General features: G+C 71.5%; 15 protein-coding genes. 1 reads left to right on the top strand and 14 read right to left on the bottom strand.

The window, feature by feature from the left end:
• Positions 1-157 precede the first annotated feature (157 nt).
• Positions 158-1,096 carry a M56 family metallopeptidase gene (locus tag ABZ261_RS12270; RefSeq protein WP_356858104.1) on the top strand — a complete coding sequence of 313 codons (939 nt, stop codon included), beginning with the start codon at positions 158-160 and terminating at the stop codon, positions 1,094-1,096.
• A 66-nt stretch (positions 1,097-1,162) separates the two neighbouring features.
• Here the strand turns inward: ABZ261_RS12270 and recQ are convergent, their stop codons facing one another.
• From recQ to ABZ261_RS12200, 14 genes are all read right to left on the bottom strand, one after another.
• Complete coding sequence (recQ, locus tag ABZ261_RS12265; protein WP_356858102.1) at positions 1,163-3,151, bottom strand: DNA helicase RecQ; 1,989 nt, start codon at positions 3,149-3,151, stop codon at positions 1,163-1,165.
• 308 nt (positions 3,152-3,459) lie between these two features.
• The gene (nuoN, locus tag ABZ261_RS12260; RefSeq protein WP_356858100.1) at positions 3,460-5,109 is read right to left on the bottom strand and encodes an NADH-quinone oxidoreductase subunit NuoN; all 1,650 of its coding nucleotides are present in this window, start codon (positions 5,107-5,109) and stop codon (positions 3,460-3,462) included.
• A complete protein-coding gene (locus tag ABZ261_RS12255; RefSeq protein ID WP_356858098.1) occupies positions 5,106-6,677 on the bottom strand; it encodes an NADH-quinone oxidoreductase subunit M in 1,572 nt (523 codons plus the stop codon). The genes nuoN and ABZ261_RS12255 overlap by 4 nt, the downstream gene beginning before the upstream one ends.
• 5 nt (positions 6,678-6,682) lie before the next feature.
• Positions 6,683-8,629: an NADH-quinone oxidoreductase subunit L gene (gene nuoL, locus ABZ261_RS12250; RefSeq protein WP_356858096.1), complete on the bottom strand. Its 1,947-nt coding sequence runs from the start codon at positions 8,627-8,629 to the stop codon at positions 6,683-6,685.
• 15 nt (positions 8,630-8,644) lie between these two features.
• Positions 8,645-8,944, bottom strand: a complete 300-nt coding sequence (gene nuoK / locus ABZ261_RS12245) for an NADH-quinone oxidoreductase subunit NuoK (RefSeq protein WP_030778338.1) — start codon at positions 8,942-8,944, stop codon at positions 8,645-8,647.
• Entirely contained in the window at positions 8,941-9,786 is an 846-nt protein-coding gene (locus ABZ261_RS12240; RefSeq protein ID WP_356858094.1) for an NADH-quinone oxidoreductase subunit J, read from the bottom strand. Before ABZ261_RS12240 ends, nuoK begins: the two co-directional genes overlap by 4 nt.
• Complete coding sequence (gene nuoI, locus ABZ261_RS12235) at positions 9,783-10,433, bottom strand: NADH-quinone oxidoreductase subunit NuoI (protein WP_356858092.1); 651 nt, start codon at positions 10,431-10,433, stop codon at positions 9,783-9,785. The genes ABZ261_RS12240 and nuoI overlap by 4 nt, the downstream gene beginning before the upstream one ends.
• Positions 10,426-11,790, bottom strand: coding sequence for an NADH-quinone oxidoreductase subunit NuoH (nuoH, locus tag ABZ261_RS12230; protein ID WP_356858090.1), 1,365 nt, complete (start codon positions 11,788-11,790; stop codon positions 10,426-10,428). Before nuoH ends, nuoI begins: the two co-directional genes overlap by 8 nt.
• Positions 11,787-14,291: an NADH-quinone oxidoreductase subunit G gene (locus tag ABZ261_RS12225; RefSeq protein ID WP_356858088.1), complete on the bottom strand. Its 2,505-nt coding sequence runs from the start codon at positions 14,289-14,291 to the stop codon at positions 11,787-11,789. Before ABZ261_RS12225 ends, nuoH begins: the two co-directional genes overlap by 4 nt.
• Positions 14,288-15,637 (bottom strand): NADH-quinone oxidoreductase subunit NuoF, encoded by a 1,350-nt coding sequence (gene nuoF, locus ABZ261_RS12220; protein WP_356858086.1) that lies wholly within the window; start codon positions 15,635-15,637, stop codon positions 14,288-14,290. Before nuoF ends, ABZ261_RS12225 begins: the two co-directional genes overlap by 4 nt.
• Complete coding sequence (nuoE, locus tag ABZ261_RS12215) at positions 15,634-16,506, bottom strand: NADH-quinone oxidoreductase subunit NuoE (protein WP_356858084.1); 873 nt, start codon at positions 16,504-16,506, stop codon at positions 15,634-15,636. The genes nuoF and nuoE overlap by 4 nt, the downstream gene beginning before the upstream one ends.
• On the bottom strand, positions 16,503-17,843 hold the full coding sequence (locus ABZ261_RS12210) for an NADH-quinone oxidoreductase subunit D (protein WP_356858082.1): 1,341 nt from the start codon (positions 17,841-17,843) through the stop codon (positions 16,503-16,505). The genes nuoE and ABZ261_RS12210 overlap by 4 nt, the downstream gene beginning before the upstream one ends.
• Positions 17,840-18,604 carry an NADH-quinone oxidoreductase subunit C gene (locus ABZ261_RS12205; RefSeq protein WP_356858080.1) on the bottom strand — a complete coding sequence of 255 codons (765 nt, stop codon included), beginning with the start codon at positions 18,602-18,604 and terminating at the stop codon, positions 17,840-17,842. Before ABZ261_RS12205 ends, ABZ261_RS12210 begins: the two co-directional genes overlap by 4 nt.
• Positions 18,601-19,155 carry an NADH-quinone oxidoreductase subunit B gene (locus tag ABZ261_RS12200; RefSeq protein ID WP_143628055.1) on the bottom strand — a complete coding sequence of 185 codons (555 nt, stop codon included), beginning with the start codon at positions 19,153-19,155 and terminating at the stop codon, positions 18,601-18,603. The genes ABZ261_RS12205 and ABZ261_RS12200 overlap by 4 nt, the downstream gene beginning before the upstream one ends.
• Between the last annotated feature and the right edge of the window lie 6 nt (positions 19,156-19,161).

Below are 19,161 nucleotides of genomic sequence, written 5' to 3'. Positions count from 1 at the left end.
TGCCGGGGTCCGGCCCGGATCGCCGCCGGCACCTGACTCGCACCCCCCGGCTTCGTCATACTGGCAGGGACACCACCGCACCCGCCGCACGGTCACGCGCCGCGTGCCCGGCACCACCGAGCCCGCACCCCTCCTCGACCGGAACCGGAGCCCCGGCATGACTGTCTGCCTGCTCCTGCTGAGCGTCGTCGCCCTGACGGCCGCCGTGCCGGCCCCGCGCGCGCTGACCCGGGCCGCCTGGCCCGAGCGGGAACCCGTGGTCGCGCTGTGGGTGTGGCAGTGCCTCGTCGCCACCGTCCTGCTGTGCTGCCTGACCGCCCTGGTCCTGGGGACGGCGGCCGTCTTCCACACCGTGCGCGACCGGGTGTTCGCGCCCGCGCCGCCCGCCGTCACCGCCGCCTACGACCTGTCCGCCGCGCCGGCGTGGGCCGCCGCGCTCACCCTGCTGCTGGCCTGCGGGGCCGCCTGGACGACGGCGATGCTGGCCCGGGAACTCGTCGAGGCCCGCCGCAGCCGGGGCCGGGTCCGGGCGCACCTGCGCGAGCGCGCCCCCGATCTGCCGGCCGGGCTGCCGGTGGGCCGCGGCCCGATGCTGGTGCTGGAGGACGAGTACCCGGACGCCTGGTGGATGCCCGGGCACCCGCCGCAGCTGGTCGTCACCACCGGGGCGCTGCACCGCCTCACCGGCCACCAGCTCGACGCCGTCCTCACCCACGAGCGCGGGCACGCCCGCGCCCACCACGACTGGCTGCTGCACCTGTCCACCGCGCTCGCGACGGGCTTCCCGCACGTGCCGCTCTTCGCGCACTTCTGCGACCAGACGCACCGCCTGGTCGAACTGGCCGCCGACGACACGGCGTCCCGGCGCTGCGGGCACGTCACCACGGCCCTCGCGCTGATCGAGCTGAACCAGCACCGGGGTGTGCTGTCCTGCGCCTCCAGCCGCCGTCTCCTCGGCGAACGCGTGGACCGGCTGCTGGAGCCGCCGCCGCGGCTGCTGCCCCGGCACCGGGCGCTGACGACGACGGCGGCCGCGCTGGTGCCGCTGCTGCCGCTGCTGATCACCTTCGCACCGGGCCTGACGGCCCTGTCCTGACCGCCCGGGCCGGCCAGGGGGCCTCGTCCGGGTCAGCCCGGCGCCGACCTGACCTGGGCGAGCCCCTTACGCCCAGTCGTCCGGCTCCGGTTCCTCCGCGGGCCAGGGCCGGTCGTCCCGCGCGGGTCCGGCATCCTGCGGGGCGGTGTCCGCGGCCGCCGGCGGGTCCAGGGAGGCCAGGACCTCCAGCACGCCTTCCCCGTACGTGGCCAGCTTCCTCTCGCCGACGCCGTTCACCGTGCCGAGCTCGCGCACCGAGCCCGGCCACCGGGTCACGATCTCCCGCAGGGTGGCGTCGTGGAAGACGACGTACGCCGGGACGCCCTGTTCCCGGGCCCGCTCGGCACGCCAGGCGCGCAGGGCCTCGAAGGCCGGGAGCAGGGTCTCGGGCAGCTCGGCGGCGGCCTGGGGCTTGCCCCCGGACGCGCCGGACGACCGCGTCCGGGAGGCGGCCGGCTTCTTCGGCTCCTTGCGCAGCGGCACCTCGCGCTCGCGCCGCAGCACCGCGCCGCTGGCCTCGGTGAGCGCCAGCGTGCCGTACTCCCCCTCGACCGCGAGCAGCCCCTGGGCCAGCATCTGCCGGATGACGCTCCGCCACTCGCCCTCGGTCAGGTCCTGGCCGATGCCGAAGACGGACAGCCGGTCGTGGTCGAACTGGATCACCTTGCCGGTGCGCCTGCCGAGCAGGATGTCGACGATCTGCACCGCGCCGAACTTCTGCCCGCGCTCGCGCTGCAGCCGCACCACCGTGGACAGCACCTTCTGCGCGGCGACCGTGCCGTCCCAGGTCTCCGGCGGGGTCAGGCAGGTGTCGCAGTTGCCGCAGCCCGCCGGGTCGGGTTCCTGGCCGAAGTAGGCGAGCAGCTGGCCGCGGCGGCACCGGGCGGTCTCGCACAGGGCGAGCATGGCGTCGAGGTGCGCGGCGGCCCGGCGGCGGAACGCCTCGTCGCCCTCGCCGGACTGGATCAGCTTGCGCTGCTGTATGACGTCGTTCAGGCCGTAGGCCATCCAGGCCGTGGACGGCAGGCCGTCGCGGCCGGCGCGGCCGGTCTCCTGGTAGTAGCCCTCGATCGACTTGGGCAGGTCCAGGTGGGCGACGAAGCGGACGTCCGGTTTGTCGATGCCCATGCCGAAGGCGATGGTCGCCACCACGACCAGGCCGTCCTCGCGCAGGAACCGGGACTGGTGCGCGGCGCGGGTGGCCGCGTCGAGGCCCGCGTGGTACGGCACCGCCTCGATGCCGTGGGCGGTCAGGAACTCCGCGGTGCGGTCGACCGAGGCGCGCGACAGGCAGTACACGATGCCGGCGTCGCCCGGGTGCTCCTCGCGGAGGAAGGCGAGCAGCTGCTTGCGGGGATCGGCCTTGGGCACGATCCGGTACTGGATGTTGGGCCGGTCGAAGCTGGCGACGAAGTGCCGGGCCGCCGGCATGTGCAGCCGCTGGGTGATCTCCTGGTGGGTGGCGCGGGTGGCCGTGGCGGTGAGGGCGATCCGCGGGACGTCCGGCCAGCGCTCGCCGAGGACGGACAGGGCGAGGTAGTCGGGGCGGAAGTCGTGGCCCCACTGGGACACGCAGTGCGCCTCGTCGATCGCGAAGACGGAGATCTTGCCGCGGGAGAGCAGGTCCAGCGTGGCGTCCAGGCGCAGCCGCTCCGGCGCCAGGTACAGCAGGTCGAGTTCGCCGGCCAGGAACTCGGCTTCGACGACGCGCCGCTCGTCGAAGTCCTGCGTGGAGTTGACGAAGCCGGCGCGGACGCCGAGGGCGCGCAGGGCGTCCACCTGGTCCTGCATGAGCGCGATCAGCGGCGAGACCACCACACCGGTGCCGGGCCGGACCAGGGCCGGGATCTGGTAGCACAGCGACTTGCCGCCGCCGGTCGGCATGAGGACGACGGCGTCGCCGCCCGCCACCACATGCTCGATGACCGCTTGCTGCTCGCCCCGGAAGGCCTCGTATCCGAAGACGCGGCGCAGCGTGGCCAGCGCCTCGCTGCCGGCCGCGCCCGGCCCCTCGGTCACCTGTGGCATCTCGCTGATCCCGCCCGTCGCGCCCATCGTCCTGTCCCCCGCCGGTCCCCCGTGTGTCGTCTCTCGACCGCTGCCTCCACCATAGGGGCCCGGACCGACAGCCCTGGAGTTGTCCACAGGCTCGCCGGCGGCACCGCCCGTCGAAGACACGGTCGTCGTGCACCAGCACCGGCATCTTCCGTGAGCGGATGAAGCGGGACGGGCCGTTCCCGCTGGGCCTCGGCCTCGCGCGGATCGAGGCTCGCCGCGACCGGAACCGGTGAGCCCCCTGGACGCGCCGCTGCCCGGCCCCTTCCGGAGGAGGGCGCCGGGCAGCGGCACATGCGCGGTCGGCGTCAGCGCACGAACACTCCCGCCTGGTCCGCCAGGTCCAGGAAGTACTGCGGCGCCACTCCGAGGACGAGTGTCACCGCCACGCCCAGGCCGATCGCCACCGTGGTCAGGGGTGACGGGACGGCGACGGTCGGGCCTTCCGGCCTCGGCTCGCTGAAGAACATCAGCACGATCACACGGATGTAGAAGAACGCGGCGATCGCCGAGGAGATCACACCGACCACGACCAGCGGGGCCGCGCCGCCGTCCGCCGCGGCCTTGAACACGGCGAACTTCCCGGCGAAACCGGAGGTCAGTGGGATGCCGGCGAACGCCAGCAGGAACACCGCGAACACGGCCGCGACCAGCGGCGAGCGGCGGCCGAGGCCGGCCCACTTCGACAGGTGGGTGGCCTCGCCGCCCGCGTCCCGCACCAGCGTGACCACGGCGAACGCGCCGATCGTCACGAAGGAGTAGCCCGCCAGGTAGAAGAGGACCGAGGAGACGCCCTCCTTCGACGTGGCGATGACACCCGCGAGGATGAATCCCGCGTGCGCGATGGACGAGTACGCCAGCAGCCGTTTGATGTCCGTCTGCGTGATGGCGACGATCGCACCGCCGAGCATGGTGACGATCGCCACGGCCCACATGACCGGCCGCCAGTCCCAGCGCAGTCCGGGCAGGACGACGTAGAGCAGACGCAGCAGCGCGCCGAACGCGGCCACCTTCGTCGCCGCCGCCATGAAACCGGTCACCGGGGTGGGCGCGCCCTGGTAGACGTCGGGCGTCCACATGTGGAACGGCACGGCGCCCACCTTGAACAGCAGACCCGTCACGATCATGGCCCCGCCGATCAGCAGCAGCGCGTCGTTGGCCATGGCGCCGGCGAGGGCCGGGTCGACGTCGGTGACCGTGCCGTCGACGACCTGGGCGATGCGCGCGTACGACACCGAGCCCGCGTAGCCGTACAGCAGCGCGATGCCGAACAGGGTGAACGCCGAGGCGAACGCGCCCAGCAGGAAGTACTTGACCGCGGCTTCCTGCGACATCAGCCGCTTGCGGCGGGCCAGCGCGCACAGCAGGTACAGCGGCAGGGAGAGGACCTCCAGGGCGACGAACAGGGTCAGCAGGTCGTTGGCCGCGGGGAAGATCAGCATGCCGCCGACGGCGAAGAGCAGCAGCGGGAAGACCTCGGTGGTGGTGAAGCCGGCCTTGACCGCCGCCTGTTCGCCGGCGCTGCCGGGCACGGAGGCGGGCTGTGCGGCGAAGGAGTCGACGCGGTTGCCGTGGGCGGCCGGGTCCAGGCGCCGCTCGGCGAAGGTGAACAGCCCGACGAGGCCGGCCAGCAGGATCGTGCCCTGGAGGAACAGGGCCGGGCCGTCGACGGCGACGGCGCCCATGGCCGCGATGTGCGCCTTGGTGGTGCCGTACCCGCCGGCCGCGAGTGCGACGACCGCGGCGAACGCGGCGCACAAGGCCACGGCGGACACGAACACCTGGGCGTGGTAGCGGGCCCGGCGCGGCACGAACGCCTCGATGAGCACCCCGGCCAGCGCGGCCCCGATGACGATCAGGGTCGGGGAGAGCTGTCCGTATTCGATCTTCGGCGCGTCGATCTTCGAGATCGGATCGGCCGCGGTTGTCCACAGGCTGTGGACGGCTGCTGCGCTCACTTGGCCGCCTCCACCTCGGGCTTGGGGTCCTGTTTGTGTACGTCCGACATGGTCTGCCTGACCGCCGGGTCGATGATGTCCGTGACGGGCTTGGGGTAGACGCCCAGGACGATCAGCAGCACGATCAGCGGGGCGATCACCGCCAGCTCGCGCACGCGGAGGTCGGGCATCGCCGAGACCTCGGGCTTCACCGGGCCCGTCATCGTCCGCTGGTACAGGACGAGGGTGTAGAGCGCGGCGAGCACGATGCCGAAGGTGGCGATGACGCCGATCACCGGGTAGCGGGCGAACGTGCCGACCAGCACCAGGAACTCGCTCACGAACGGTGCGAGGCCCGGCAGGGACAGGGTGGCGAGGCCGCCGATCAGGAAGGTGCCGGCGAGCACCGGGGCGACCTTCTGCACGCCTGAGTAGTCGGCGATGAGCCGCGAGCCGCGCCGGGAGATCAGGAAGCCGGCGACCAGCATCAGCGCGGCCGTGGAGATGCCGTGGTTGACCATGTACAGCGTGGCGCCGGACTGGCCCTGGCTGGTCATCGCGAAGATGCCCATGACGATGAAGCCGAAGTGCGAGATCGACGCGTACGCCACCAGGCGTTTGATGTCCCGCTGGCCCACGGCGAGCAGCGCGCCGTAGACGATGCTGATCAGCGCCAGGACGAGGATCACGGGCGTCGCCCACCTGCTGGCCTCCGGGAAGAGCTGGAGGCAGAAGCGGAGCATCGCGAACGTGCCCACCTTGTCGACGACCGCGGTGATGAGCACGGCGACCGGGGCGGTGGACTCCTGCATGGCGTTGGGCAGCCAGGTGTGCAGCGGCCACAGCGGCGCCTTCACCGCGAAGGCGAAGAAGAAGCCGAGGAACAGCCAGCGCTCGGTGCTCGTCGCCATGTGCAGCGAACCGCTCGCGCGCGCCTCGGCGATCCGCTGCAGGCTGAAGTCGCCCGCCACCACGTACAGGCCGATCACCGCGGCCAGCATGATCAGGCCGCCGGCCAGGTTGTAGAGCAGGAACTTCACCGCGGCGTACGACCGCTGGGTGGCCGCCGTCTCCTCGCCGTGCTCGTGGGCACGGTCCCCGAAGCCGCCGATGAGGAAGTACATCGGGATGAGCATGGCCTCGAAGAAGATGTAGAAGAGGAAGACGTCGGTGGCCTCGAAGGAGATGACCACCATCGCCTCCACCGCCAGGATCAGCGCGAAGAAGCCCTGGGTGGGCCGCCAGCGGCGGCTGCCGGTCTCCAGCGGGTCGGCGTCGTGCCAGCCGGCGAGGACGATGAACGGGATCAGGACGGCGGTCAGCGCGATCAGCGCCACCGCGATGCCGTCGACGCCCAGCTCGTACCGGACCCCGAAGTCGGCGATCCACGGGTGGGACTCGGTGAGCTGGTAGCGGGCGCCGCCCGGGTCGAAGCGGACCAGGACCGCGACCGCCAGGGCGAGCGTGGCGAGGGAGACGAGCAGCGCGAGCCATTTGGCGGCGGTGCGCCGGGCGGCGGGCACGGCGGCCGTGGCGACGGCCCCGAGGGCCGGGAGCGCCGCCGTCGCTGTCAGCAGGGGAAAGGACATCGGTATCAGACCGCCCTCATCAGCAGGGTCGCGGCGACCAGGAGCGCCGCGCCGCCGAACATCGAGACCGCGTAGGAGCGGGCGAAGCCGTTCTGGAGCCGGCGCAGGCGTCCGGACAGGCCGCCGAAGCCGGCCGCCGTGCCGTTGACGACGCCGTCGACCAGGGTGTGGTCGACGTACACCAGGGAGCGCGTCAGGTGTGCGCCGCCGCGCACCAGGACCACGTGGTTGAAGTCGTCCTGGAGGAGGTCGCGGCGGGCCGCCCGGGTGAGCAGCGAGCCGCGCGGGGCGACGGCCGGGACGGGTTTGCGGCCGTACTGCGCCCAGGCGATGGCGACGCCGATGAGCAGGCACACCATGGTCGCGCCGGTGACGGTGGCCGCGCTGAGCGGGGAGTCGCCCTCCTTGTGGCCGGTGACCGGCTCCAGCCAGTGCAGGAAGCGGTCGCCGACGCTGAAGAAGGCGCCGCCGAAGACGGAGCCGACGGCCAGCACGATCATCGGGATCGTCATGACCTTGGGGGACTCGTGCGGGTGCGGTACGGCGTGTTCGCCGCGGTGCTCCGCCGCGGGCTCCGCGCTGGGCGCCTGCGGCGAGCGAGTGGGCCGGTTCCGCCAGCGCTCCTCCCCGAAGAACGTCATCAGCATCACGCGCGTCATGTAGAAGGCGGTGAGGGCCGCGCCCAGCAGGGCCGCGCCGCCCAGGATCCAGCCCTCGGCGCCGCCCTTGGCGAAGGCCGCCTCGATGATCTTGTCCTTGGAGAAGAAGCCGGACAGACCCGGGAAGCCGATGATCGCCAGGTAGCCGAGGCCGAAGGTGACGAAGGTGACGGGCATGTACGTGCGCAGGCCGCCGTAGCGGCGCATGTCGACCTCGTCGTTCATGCCGTGCATGACGGAACCGGCGCCGAGGAACAGCCCGGCCTTGAAGAAGCCGTGCGTCACCAGGTGCATGATCGCGAAGACGTAGCCGACGGGGCCGAGGCCCGCCGCCAGCACCATGTAGCCGATCTGCGACATGGTCGAGCCGGCCAGCGCCTTCTTGATGTCGTCCTTGGCGCAACCGACGATCGCACCGAACAGCAGCGTGACCGCGCCGACGACGGTGACGGCGAGCTGGGCGTCGGGCGCGGCGTCGAAGAGGGCGCCGGAGCGGACGATCAGGTAGACGCCCGCGGTCACCATGGTCGCCGCGTGGATGAGGGCGGAGACCGGGGTCGGGCCCTCCATGGCGTCCCCGAGCCAGGACTGCAGCGGCACCTGGGCGGACTTGCCGCAGGCGGCGAGCAGCAGCATCAGGCCGATCGCGGTGAGCCTGCCCTCGGAGGTGTCGCCGGTGTGGCTGAGGACGGGGCCGAAGGCGAAGCTGCCGAAGGTGGTGAACATCAGCATGATCGCGATCGACAGGCCCATGTCGCCGACCCGGTTGACCAGGAAGGCCTTCTTCGCGGCCGTGGCGGCGCTGGGCTTGTGCTGCCAGAAGCCGATCAGCAGGTAGGAGGCGAGGCCGACGCCCTCCCAGCCGACGTACAGCAGGAGGTAGTTGTCGGCGAGGACGAGCAGCAGCATCGCCGCGAGGAACAGGTTCAGGTAGCCGAAGAAGCGGCGGCGCCGCTCGTCGTGCTCCATGTAGCCGACGGAGTACAGGTGGATCAGCGAGCCGACGCCGGTGATCAGCAGGACGAAGGTCATCGACAGCTGGTCGAGGCGGAAGGTGACGTCCGCCTGGAATCCGGCCACCGGGACCCAGCTGAACAGGTGCTGGATCAGGGTGCGGTGTTCGGCCTCCCTGCCGAGCAGGCCGGCGAAGAGGATCAGGCCGAGCACGAAGGAGGCGGCCGACAGGAGCGTGCCGATCCAGTGGCCGGCGCGGTCCAGCCGCCGGCCGCCGACCAGGAGGACGGCCGCTCCGAGCAGGGGCGCCGCGATGAGCGGCGCGATGAGGTTCTCCACGATTCTTCCGACCCCTTACAGCTTCATCAGGCTGGCGTCGTCGACCGAGGCCGAGTGGCGGGTGCGGAACAGCGACACGATGATCGCGAGACCCACCACGACCTCCGCGGCGGCGACGACCATCGTGAAGAAGGCGATGATCTGGCCGTCGAGGTTGCCGTGCATCCGGGAGAAGGCGACGAACGCGAGATTGCAGGCGTTCAGCATCAGTTCGACGCACATGAAGACCACGATGGCGTTGCGCCGGATCAGCACGCCGGTCGCACCGATCGTGAACAGCAGGGCGGCGAGGTAGAGGTAGTTGACCGGGTTCACTTGGACGCCTCCTCGGGCCGCTTGAACGTCGCCGGTTCGATCGCCCGGCGCTCCAGGCGCTCCTCCGCGCGCTGCTCCAGCGCCCGCAGGTCGTTGAGCGCCTCCCTGGACACGTCACGGATCTGGCCGCGTTCGCGGAGCGTCTTGCTGACGGTCAGATCCGACGGGGTGCCGTCGGGCAGCAGGCCCGCGATGTCCACGGCGTTGTGCCGGGCGTAGACACCGGGGGCGGGCAGCGGCGGGATGTACGCGCCCTCGCGGATGCGCTGTTCGGACAGTTCCCGCTGGGTCCTGGCGCGCTCGGTGCGTTCGCGGTGGGTGAGCACCATGGCGCCGACGGCGGCCGTGATCAGCAGGGCGCCGGTGATCTCGAAGGCGAAGACGTACTTGGTGAAGATGAGGGCCGCGAGGCCCTCCACGTTGCCGTTGGCGTTCGCCTGGCCGGTGCCCTCGAACTCGGTCAGGGAGGCGTTCGCGATGCCGGACAGCAGGAGGGTGCCGAACCCGGCGCCGCACAGGAGGGCCAGCCGGCGCTGGCCCCTGATGGTCTCCTTCAGCGAGTCCGCGGCCGTGACGCCGACGAGCATCACCACGAACAGGAACAGCATCATGATCGCGCCGGTGTAGACGACGATCTGCACGATGCCCAGGAAGTAGGCGCCGTTGGCGAGGTAGAACACCGCCAGGACGATCATGGTGCCGGCGAGGCAGAGCGCGCTGTGCACGGCCTTCCTCATGAGGACGGTGCACAGGGCGCCGATCACCGCGACCGTGCCGAGGACCCAGAACTGGAACGCCTCGCCCGTGGAGGTGGCGTAGGCGGCGAGGTGCTGCGCGTTCATCGGCCGATCACCTTCTCGGAGGCCGGCTCCTCCTCGCCGAACGTGGACGCGGCCTCCTGCGGCGCCTCGCCCTTGGAGACGGCGGTCTGCCGGACCGTGCCGGGCGCGGCCTGCGTCACCAGGCCCCGGTAGTAGTCCTGTTCGTCCGTCCCCGGGAAGATCGCGTGCGGCGTGTCGACCATGCCCTCCTCGAGCCCGGCGAGCAGCTGCTCCTTGGTGTAGATGAGGTCGGCGCGGCTGGAGTCGGCCAGCTCGAACTCGTTGGTCATCGTCAGCGCGCGGGTGGGGCACGCCTCGATGCACAGGCCGCACAGGATGCAGCGGGCGTAGTTGATCTGGTAGACGCGGCCGTACCGCTCGCCCGGCGAGTAGCGCTCCTCGTCGGTGTTGTCGGCGCCCTCCACGTAGATGGCGTCGGCGGGGCAGGCCCAGGCGCACAGCTCGCAGCCGACGCACTTCTCCAGGCCGTCCGGATGGCGGTTGAGCTGGTGCCGTCCGTGGAACCGCGGAGCCGTGGTCTTCTTCTGCTCCGGGTACTGCTCCGTGAGCCGCTTCTTGAACATGGCCTTGAAGGTCACGCCGAAGCCGGCCACGGGGTTCTGGGGACCGGGCTTGGTCTGCCCGGCCTCCTGAGGCTCCTCAGCCATCGGACGCCTCCTTTCCATCCGTAGATCCGTCACTGGCCGTGTCCGGTCCGCCGCTGGCGATCAGCTCCCGCTCTGCGCGCGGGCGGCGCCTGGGCACCGGTGGCAGCTGCTGTCCGGGCAGCGGCGGCACGGGGAATCCGCCCGCCGTCGGGTCGAAGGCCGGGGGCTGGGCGGCGGGCGGCTCGGCCGTGCCCGCCTTCGCGCGGAGCATGTCGGCGACGAAGGAGATCAGCAGCAGGGCGAGGACACCGCCGCCGACGTAGAGGGCGATGTCGGCGAAGTCGTAGTTCTCGTTGCGCAGCGCCCGCACGGTCGCGACCAGCATCAGCCAGGTCACGGAGACCGGGATGAGGACCTTCCAGCCGAGCTTCATGAGCTGGTCGTAGCGGACGCGGGGCAGCGTGCCGCGCAGCCAGATGAAGAAGAACAGCAGCAGCTGCACCTTGACGACGAACCACAGCAGCGGCCACCAGCCGTGGTTGGCGCCCTCCCAGAAGCCGCTGACCGGCCAGGGGGCGCGCCAGCCGCCGAGGAACAGGGTGGTGGACACGGCCGAGACCGTCACCATGTTCACGTACTCGGCGAGCATGAACATCGCGAACTTGATCGACGAGTACTCGGTGTTGAAACCGCCGACCAGGTCGCCCTCGGACTCGGGCATGTCGAAGGGGGCGCGGTTGGTCTCGCCGACCATCGTGACGATGTAGAGGAGGAAGGAGACCGGCAGCAGCAGGATGTACCAGCGGTCGTGCTGCTGCTCCACGATGGTGGACGTCGACATCGACCCCGAGTACAGGAACACGGAGGCGAACGCGGCGCCCATGGCGATCTCGTAGGAGATCATCTGCGCGCAGGAGCGCAGGCCGCCCAGCAGCGGGTAGGTGGAGCCGGAGCTCCAGCCCGCCAGGACGATGCCGTAGATGCCGACGGAGGCGACCGCGAGGATGTAGAGCATCGCGATCGGCAGGTCGGTGAGCTGCATGGCGGTGCGGTGGCCGAAGACCGAGATCTCGTTGCCGGCCGGGCCGAACGGGATCACCGCGATCGCCATGAAGGCCGGGACGGCCGCCACGATCGGCGCGAGGACGTAGACCACCTTGTCCGCGCGCTTGACGACGAGGTCCTCCTTGAGCATCAGCTTCACGCCGTCGGCGAGCGACTGGAGCATGCCCCAGGGGCCGTGCCGGTTGGGGCCGATGCGCAGCTGCATCCAGGCGACGACCTTGCGCTCCCAGACGATGGAGAACAGCACGGTCACCATCAGGAAGGCGAAGCAGAACACCGCCTTGACGACGACCAGCCACCAGGGGTCGCGGCCGAACATCGAGAGGTCTTCAGCGGCCAGGAACGGGCTCATGCCTCCACCTCCTTGGGGGCCTCGTCGGCGGACGCCGCCGGGCCGATGCGGACGAGGGAGCCGGGCCGTGCGCCGGTGTCGGAGGGGACGCCGGCGCCGGCGGAGTTGAGCGGCAGCCAGACCACCCGGTCGGGCATGTCGGTGATCTCCAGGGGGAACGCGACCGAGCCGGAGGGGCCGGTGACGGCCAGCAGCCCGCCGTCCTCGACGCCCGTCTCGGCGGCCGTCGCCGCGGACACGCGCGCGTGCGCGGCGTGCCGGGTGCCGGCGAGCGCCTCGTCGCCCTGCTGCAGGACGCCCTGGTCGAGCAGCAGCCGGTGCCCGGCGAGCACGGCCTCGCCGGCGGCCGGGCGGGGCAGCGCGCCCGCGGACTCGGCCGGCTCGGCGGCGCGCGGGCCGGTCCACAGGCCGAGCCGGTCGATCTCCGCGCGGGTGGTGCGCAGATCGGGCAGGCCCAGGTGGACGTCCATGGCGTCGGCGAGCATCTGCAGCACGCGGGCGTCGGCCGGCGCGAGCCTGCGGGTCATCTGGTCGGGCTTGAGCGCGGCCTCGAAGAAGCGGACGCGGCCCTCCCAGTTGAGGAAGGTGCCCGCCTTCTCGGGCACCGCGGCGACCGGCAGGACGACGTCGGCGTGCTCGGTGACCTCGCTGGGCCGCAGCTCCAGCGACACCAGGAAGCCGGCGTTCGCCAGCGCCTCCCGGGCGCGTGCCGGGTCGGGCAGGTCGGCGACCTCCACTCCGGCGACCAGCAGCGCGGAGAGCTCGCCGGCCGCGGCGGCCTCGATGATCTGGTGGGTGTCGCGGCCGTGCCGGGACGGCAGTTCGGCGAGGCCCCAGACGGCGGCGACCTCCTCCCGTGCGCGCGGGTCGGTCGCGGGGCGGCCGCCCGGCAGCAGCGTGGGCAGGGCGCCCGCCTCGACGGCGCCGCGCTCACCGGCCCGGCGCGGGATCCACACCAGTTCGGCGCCGGTCGCGGCGGCGGCGCGCAGGGCGGCGGTGAGACCGCCCGGAACGCCGGCCAGCCGTTCGCCGACGACGATGACCGCGCCCTCGGCGCGCAGCGCCTCGGCGGCCCGTGTGCCGGGCTCCTCCAGGCCGATGCCGCTCGCGAGGGCGTCCAGCCACTCGGTCTCGGTGCCCGGAGCGGCCGGCAGCAGCGTGCCGCCCGCCTTCTCGAGGCCGCGGGTGGCGTGGGTGGCCAGGGCGAAGACCTGCTGCTTGTGCTTGCGCCAGGCCTTGCGCAGCCGCAGGAAGACGCCGGGGGCCTCCTCCTCGGACTCGAAGCCGGCGAGCAGGACGGCGGGCGCCTTCTCCAGGGAGGCGTACGTGACGCCCGTGCCGTCGAGGTCGCGGCCGCGGCCGGCGACCCGGGCCGCGAGGAAGTCGGCCTCCTCGCCGCTGTGCACGCGTGCGCGGAAGTCGATGTCGTTGGTGCCGAGCGCCACGCGCGCGAACTTGCTGTAGGCGTAGGCGTCCTCGACGGTGAGCCGGCCGCCGATCAGCACGCCGGCCCGGGCGCGGGCGGCGCTCAGGCCCTGTGCGGCCGCCTCCAGCGCCTCGGGCCAGGAGGCGGGCTCCAGGACGCCGTCGGCGCCCCGGACGAGCGGGGTGTCGAGGCGGTCCCTGGTCTGCGCGTACCGGAACGCGAAGCGTCCCTTGTCGCAGATCCACTCCTCGTTGACCTCGGGGTCGTTGGCGGCGAGCCGCCGCATGATCTTGCCGCGCCGGTGGTCGGTGCGGGTGGCGCAGCCGCCCGAGCAGTGCTCGCACACCGAGGGCGAGGAGATGAGGTCGAAGGGGCGGGAGCGGAACCGGTAGGCCGCCGAGGTGAGGGCGCCGACCGGGCAGATCTGGATGGTGTTGCCGGAGAAGTACGACTCGAACGGGTCGCCCTCGCCGGTGCCGACCTGCTGCAGCGCGCCCCGCTCGACCAGCTCGATCATCGGGTCGCCCGCGATCTGCTGGGAGAAGCGGGTGCAGCGGGCGCACAGCACGCAGCGCTCGCGGTCCAGCAGGATCTGGGTGGAGATGGGGACGGGCTTCTCGTAGGTGCGCTTCTTGCCGTGGAAGCGGGACTCGGCGCTGCCGTGCGACATCGCCTGGTTCTGCAGCGGGCACTCGCCGCCCTTGTCGCAGACCGGGCAGTCCAGCGGGTGGTTGATGAGCAGCAGCTCCATCACCCCGTGCTGGGCCTTCTCGGCGACCGGAGAGGTGAGGTGGGTCTTCACGACCATGCCGTCCGTGCAGGTGATCGTGCAGGACGCCATCGGCTTGCGCTGGCCCTCGACCTCCACGATGCACTGGCGGCAGGCGCCGGCCGGGTCCAGCAGGGGATGGTCGCAGAACCGCGGGATCTCGATGCCCAGCTGCTCGGCGGCCCGGATGACCAGGGTGCCCTTGGGCACGCTGATCTCGATGCCGTCGATCGTCAGCGTGACGAGGTCCTCCGGCGGGAGAGCCGCCTCCCCCCCGCCGGCCGGAGCACTGGTGGTCACGGTCATGCGTTCACCTCCGGGCGATCCGCCCAGGCCGTCGACTTGGCCGGGTCGAAGGGGCAGCCCCGGCCCGTGATGTGCTGCTCGTACTCCTCGCGGAAGTGCTTCAGCGAGGAGAAGATCGGGGATGCGGCGCCGTCGCCGAGGGCGCAGAAGGACTTGCCGTTGATGTTGTCGGCGATGTCGGCGAGCTTGTCGAGGTCGGACATGACGCCCTTGCCGGCCTCGATGTCCCGCAGCAACTGCACCAGCCAGTACGTCCCTTCGCGGCAGGGCGTGCACTTGCCGCAGGACTCGTGGGCGTAGAACTCGGTCCAGCGGGTCACCGCCCGCACCACGCAGGTCGTCTCGTCGAAGCACTGCAGCGCCTTGGTGCCGAGCATGGAGCCGGCGGCGCCCACCCCTTCGTAGTCGAGGGGGACGTCGAGGTGCTCGTCGGTGAACATCGGCGTGGAGGAGCCGCCCGGCGTCCAGAACTTCAGCCGGTGCCCCGGCCGCATCCCGCCGCTCATGTCGAGGAGCTGGCGCAGTGTGATGCCGAGCGGGGCCTCGTACTGGCCGGGGCTCGCGACGTGTCCGCTGAGCGAGTAGAGCGTGAAGCCCGGGGACTTCTCGCTGCCCATCGACCTGAACCAGTCCTTGCCGTTCTTCAGGATGGCGGGAACCGAGGCGATCGACTCGACGTTGTTCACCACGGTGGGGCAGGCGTAGAGGCCTTCCACGGCGGGGAAGGGGGGACGCAGCCGCGGTTGCCCGCGGCGGCCTTCGAGCGAGTCGAGCAGTGCGGTCTCCTCACCGCAGATGTACGCGCCCGCGCCCGCGTGCACGGTGAGTTCGAGGTCGAGTCCGCTGCCCAGGATGTTCTCGCCGAGGTAGCCGGCCTCGCGGGCCTCGCGCACCGCCTCGTGCAGCCGCCGCAGCACGGGGACGACCTCACCGCGCAGATAGATGAAGGCGTGCGACGACCGGATGGCGTAGCACGCGATGACGATGCCCTCGATGAGGCTGTGCGGGTTCGCGAAGAGGAGCGGGATGTCCTTGCAGGTGCCCGGTTCCGACTCGTCGGCGTTGACGACCAGGTAGTGCGGCTTGCCGTCGCCCTGGGGGATGAACTGCCACTTCATCCCGGTCGGGAATCCCGCGCCGCCGCGGCCTCGCAGCCCGGAGTCCTTGACGTAGGCGATCACCTCGTCCGGGGACATGGAGAGCGCCTTGCGCAGCCCTTCGTACCCCTCGTGCGCGCGGTAGACGTCCAGGGTCCAGGAGCGGTCCTCGTCCCAGAAGGCCGACAGCACGGGTGCGAGCAGCTTCTCGGGGCTCGTGTCCTTCAGTTCGGTCGCCACGCTCATCACTCCCCCTCCTCGGCGGCGGGCCCTGCCGGGTGGGCCGGGTCGGAGGCCGATGTGTCCTGCGGCGCGTCGTGCGAGCTGAGGTGCTCGGCGGGCGACGGCTCGTGCACCGCCCGGTCCTGCGGTTCGTCGTGCGGACCGCCGTCGCGCGGATGGACCACGCGGGCGGGTGCGGCCTCTCCCTTCGCCAGGCGGAGGCCCACCAGCGACGCGGGTCCCGCGCTGCCGCCCTCCTCGACGGCCCCCGGCCGCTCGTCGGGGAAGCCGGCCAGGATCCGCGCGGTCTCCTTGAAGGTGCACAGCCGGGCTCCGCGCGTGGGCTGCACGGGCCGCCCGGCGCGGAGGTCGTCGACCAGGCGCTTGGCGCTGCCGGGCGTCTGGTTGTCGAAGAACTCCCAGTTGACCATCACGACCGGCGCGTAGTCGCAGGCCGCGTTGCACTCGATGTGCTCCAGGGTGACCTTGCCGTCGTCGGTGGTCTCGCCGTTGCCGACGCCGAGGTGCTCCTGGAGGGTCTCGAAGATCGCGTCGCCGCCCATGACCGCGCACAGCGTGTTGGTGCACACGCCGACCTGGTAGTCACCGGAGGGCTTGCGCCGGTACATGGTGTAGAAGGTGGCGACCGCGGTGACCTCGGCCGTGGTCAGGCCCAGCACGTCCGCGCAGAACTGCATGCCGGTGCGTGTGACGTGGCCCTCCTCCGACTGCACGAGGTGGAGCAGGGGCAGCAGGGCGGAGCGGGAGTCCGGGTAGCGCGCGATCACCTCGCGCGCGTCCGCCTCCAGCCGGGCCCGGACCTCGTCCGGGTACGCGGGCGCGGGCAGTTCGGGCATGCCCAGGCTGACGCCCCGCTCCGAAGAAGAGGTGGTCACCGGTCGACGCCTCCCATCACGGGGTCGATGGACGCGACGGCGACGATCACGTCGGCGACCTGGCCGCCTTCGCACATCGCCGCCATGGCCTGCAGGTTGGTGAAGGACGGGTCGCGGAAGTGGACCCGGTAGGGGCGGGTGCCGCCGTCGGAGACCACGTGCGCCCCGAGCTCGCCCTTGGGCGACTCGACCGCCGCGTAGGCCTGGCCGGGCGGGACCCGGAAGCCCTCGGTGACCAGCTTGAAGTGGTGGATGAGGGCCTCCATGGAGGAGCCCATGATCTTCTTGATGTGGTCGAGGGAGTTGCCGAGCCCGTCCGGTCCCAGGGCGAGCTGGGCGGGCCAGGCGATCTTCTTGTCGGCGACCATGACCGGGCCGGGCTGGAGCCGGTCCAGGCACTGCTCGATGATCCTGAGCGACTGGCGCATCTCCTCCAGGCGGATCAGGAAGCGGCCGTAGGCGTCGCAGGTGTCGGCGGTCGGCACGTCGAAGTCGTACGTCTCGTAGCCGCAGTAGGGCTGCGCCTTGCGCAGGTCGTGCGGCAGGCCGGTGGAGCGCAGGATCGGGCCGGTGGCGCCGAGGGCCATGCAGCCGGCCAGGTCGAGGTACCCGACGTCCTGCATGCGGGCCTTGAAGATGGGGTTCCCGGTGGCGAGCTTGTCGTACTCCGGGAGGTTCTTGTCCATCTTCTTCACGAACTCGCGGATCTGGTCCACCGCGCCGGGCGGCAGGTCCTGGGCGAGTCCGCCGGGCCGGATGTACGCGTGGTTCATGCGCAGGCCCGTGATGAGCTCGTAGAGGTCCAGGATCATCTCGCGATCACGGAATCCGTAGATCATGATCGTGGTGGCGCCGAGCTCCATGCCTCCGGTGGCGATGCACACCAGGTGGGAGGAGAGCCGGTTCAGCTCCATCAGGAGCACCCGGATGATCGTGGCCCGGTCGGGCACCTGGTCCTCGATGCCGAGGAGCTTCTCGACGGCCAGGCAGTAGGCGGCCTCGTTGAAGAACGGCGTGAGGTAGTCCATGCGCGTGACGAAGGTGGTGCCCTGCGTCCACGTGCGGTACTCGAGGTTCTTCTCGATGCCGGTGTGCAGGTAGCCGATGCCGCAGCGGGCCTCGGTGACGGTCTCGCCCTCGATCTCCAGGATCAGGCGGAGCACCCCGTGGGTGGACGGGTGCTGGGGACCCATGTTGACGACGATGCGCTCGTCGTCGGCGCGGGACGCGGACTGGACGACCTCGTCCCAGTCGCCGCCGGTGACCGTGTAGACGGTGCCCTCGGTGGTCTCGCGTGCGGACGCGGCCGACGCGGCGGATGCTGACTGCGTGCTCACGAGTACGACCTCCGCTGGTCCGGAGCCGGGATCTGGGCGCCCTTGTACTCGACGGGGATGCCGCCGAGGGGGTAGTCCTTGCGCTGCGGGTGGCCCTGCCAGTCGTCCGGCATCATGATCCGGGTCAGGGCCGGGTGACCGTCGAAGACGATCCCGAAGAAGTCGTAGGTCTCGCGCTCGTGCCAGTCGTTCGTCGGGTAGACCGAGAACAGCGACGGGATGTGCGGGTCGCCGTCGGGGCAGCTCACCTCGAGGCGGATCAGCCGGTTGTGGGTGATCGAGCGCAGGTGGTAGACGGCGTGCAGCTCGCGGCCCTTGTCGTTCGGGTAGTGGACGCCGCTGACGCCGGTGCACAGCTCGAAGCGCAGGGCCGGGTCGTCGCGCAGGGTGCGGGCGACGCGGACCAGGTGCTCGCGTTCGATGTGGAAGGTCAGCTCGCCGCGGTCGACGACCGTCTTCTCGATGGCGTTCTCGGGCAGGAGTCCCTGTTCCTCCAGGGCGCCCTCCAGCTCGTCGGCGACCTCGTCGAACCAGCCGCCGTAGGGGCGGCTCGCCGGTCCCGGGAGTCGGACCGAGCGGACCAGGCCGCCGTAGCCGGAGGTGTCCCCGCCGTTGTTCGCGCCGAACATGCCGCGCTGGACGCGGATCTCCTCGCCGCCCTCGCCGCGCCGGCCGGGGAGGTTGGAGGCGGAGAGGTCCTTCTCGGGGTTCACCCCGTCCGCGGACCGGTTCACGCCTTCGGCGCCGTTCGCGTCGCTCACCGCAGCAGCCCCTTCATCTCGATCGTGGGCAGGGCCTTGAGCGCCGCCTCCTCCGCCTCGCGGGCCGCTTCCTCGGCGTTCACGCCGAGCTTGGCGGACTGGATCTTCTGGTGGAGCTTGAGGATCGCGTCCATCAGCATCTCGGGGCGGGGCGGGCAGCCGGGCAGGTAGATGTCGACCGGGACGATGTGGTCGACGCCCTGGACGATCGCGTAGTTGTTGAACATGCCGCCCGAGGAGGCGCAGACGCCCATGGAGATCACCCACTTGGGGTTGGGCATCTGGTCGTAGACCTGCCTCAGGACGGGCGCCATCTTCTGGCTGACCCGGCCGGCGACGATCATGAGGTCCGCCTGGCGGGGTGAGCCGCGGAAGACCTCCATGCCGAAGCGGGCGAGGTCGTAGCGGCCGGCGCCGGTGGTCATCATCTCGATCGCGCAGCAGGCCAGCCCGAAGGTGGCCGGGAAGACGGACGCCTTGCGCACCCAGCCCGCGGCCTGCTCGACGGTGGTCAGCAGGAAGCCGCTCGGCAGCTTTTCTTCGAGTCCCATGTCGTT

Origin of the sequence: Streptomyces sp. NPDC006193 (assembly GCF_040613915.1) — a bacterium.
In the GTDB taxonomy this organism is placed as follows: domain Bacteria; phylum Actinomycetota; class Actinomycetes; order Streptomycetales; family Streptomycetaceae; genus Streptomyces.
Note: the sequence above shows the minus strand (reverse complement) of the source record. Positions and strands in the feature narration are given on the sequence as shown.

Excerpts from the sequence above, each read along its gene's own strand:
- ABZ261_RS12270 (WP_356858104.1), top strand. The coding sequence starts at position 158 with ATGACTGTCTGCCTGCTCCTGCTGAGCGTCGTCGCCCTGACGGCCGCC.
- recQ (WP_356858102.1), bottom strand. The coding sequence starts at position 3,151 with ATGGGCGCGACGGGCGGGATCAGCGAGATGCCACAGGTGACCGAGGGG.
- ABZ261_RS12255 (WP_356858098.1), bottom strand. The coding sequence starts at position 6,677 with ATGTCCTTTCCCCTGCTGACAGCGACGGCGGCGCTCCCGGCCCTCGGG.
- ABZ261_RS12240 (WP_356858094.1), bottom strand. The coding sequence starts at position 9,786 with ATGAACGCGCAGCACCTCGCCGCCTACGCCACCTCCACGGGCGAGGCG.
- nuoI (WP_356858092.1), bottom strand. The coding sequence starts at position 10,433 with ATGGCTGAGGAGCCTCAGGAGGCCGGGCAGACCAAGCCCGGTCCCCAG.
- nuoH (WP_356858090.1), bottom strand. The coding sequence starts at position 11,790 with ATGAGCCCGTTCCTGGCCGCTGAAGACCTCTCGATGTTCGGCCGCGAC.
- ABZ261_RS12225 (WP_356858088.1), bottom strand. The coding sequence starts at position 14,291 with ATGACCGTGACCACCAGTGCTCCGGCCGGCGGGGGGGAGGCGGCTCTC.
- ABZ261_RS12200 (WP_143628055.1), bottom strand. The coding sequence starts at position 19,155 with ATGGGACTCGAAGAAAAGCTGCCGAGCGGCTTCCTGCTGACCACCGTC.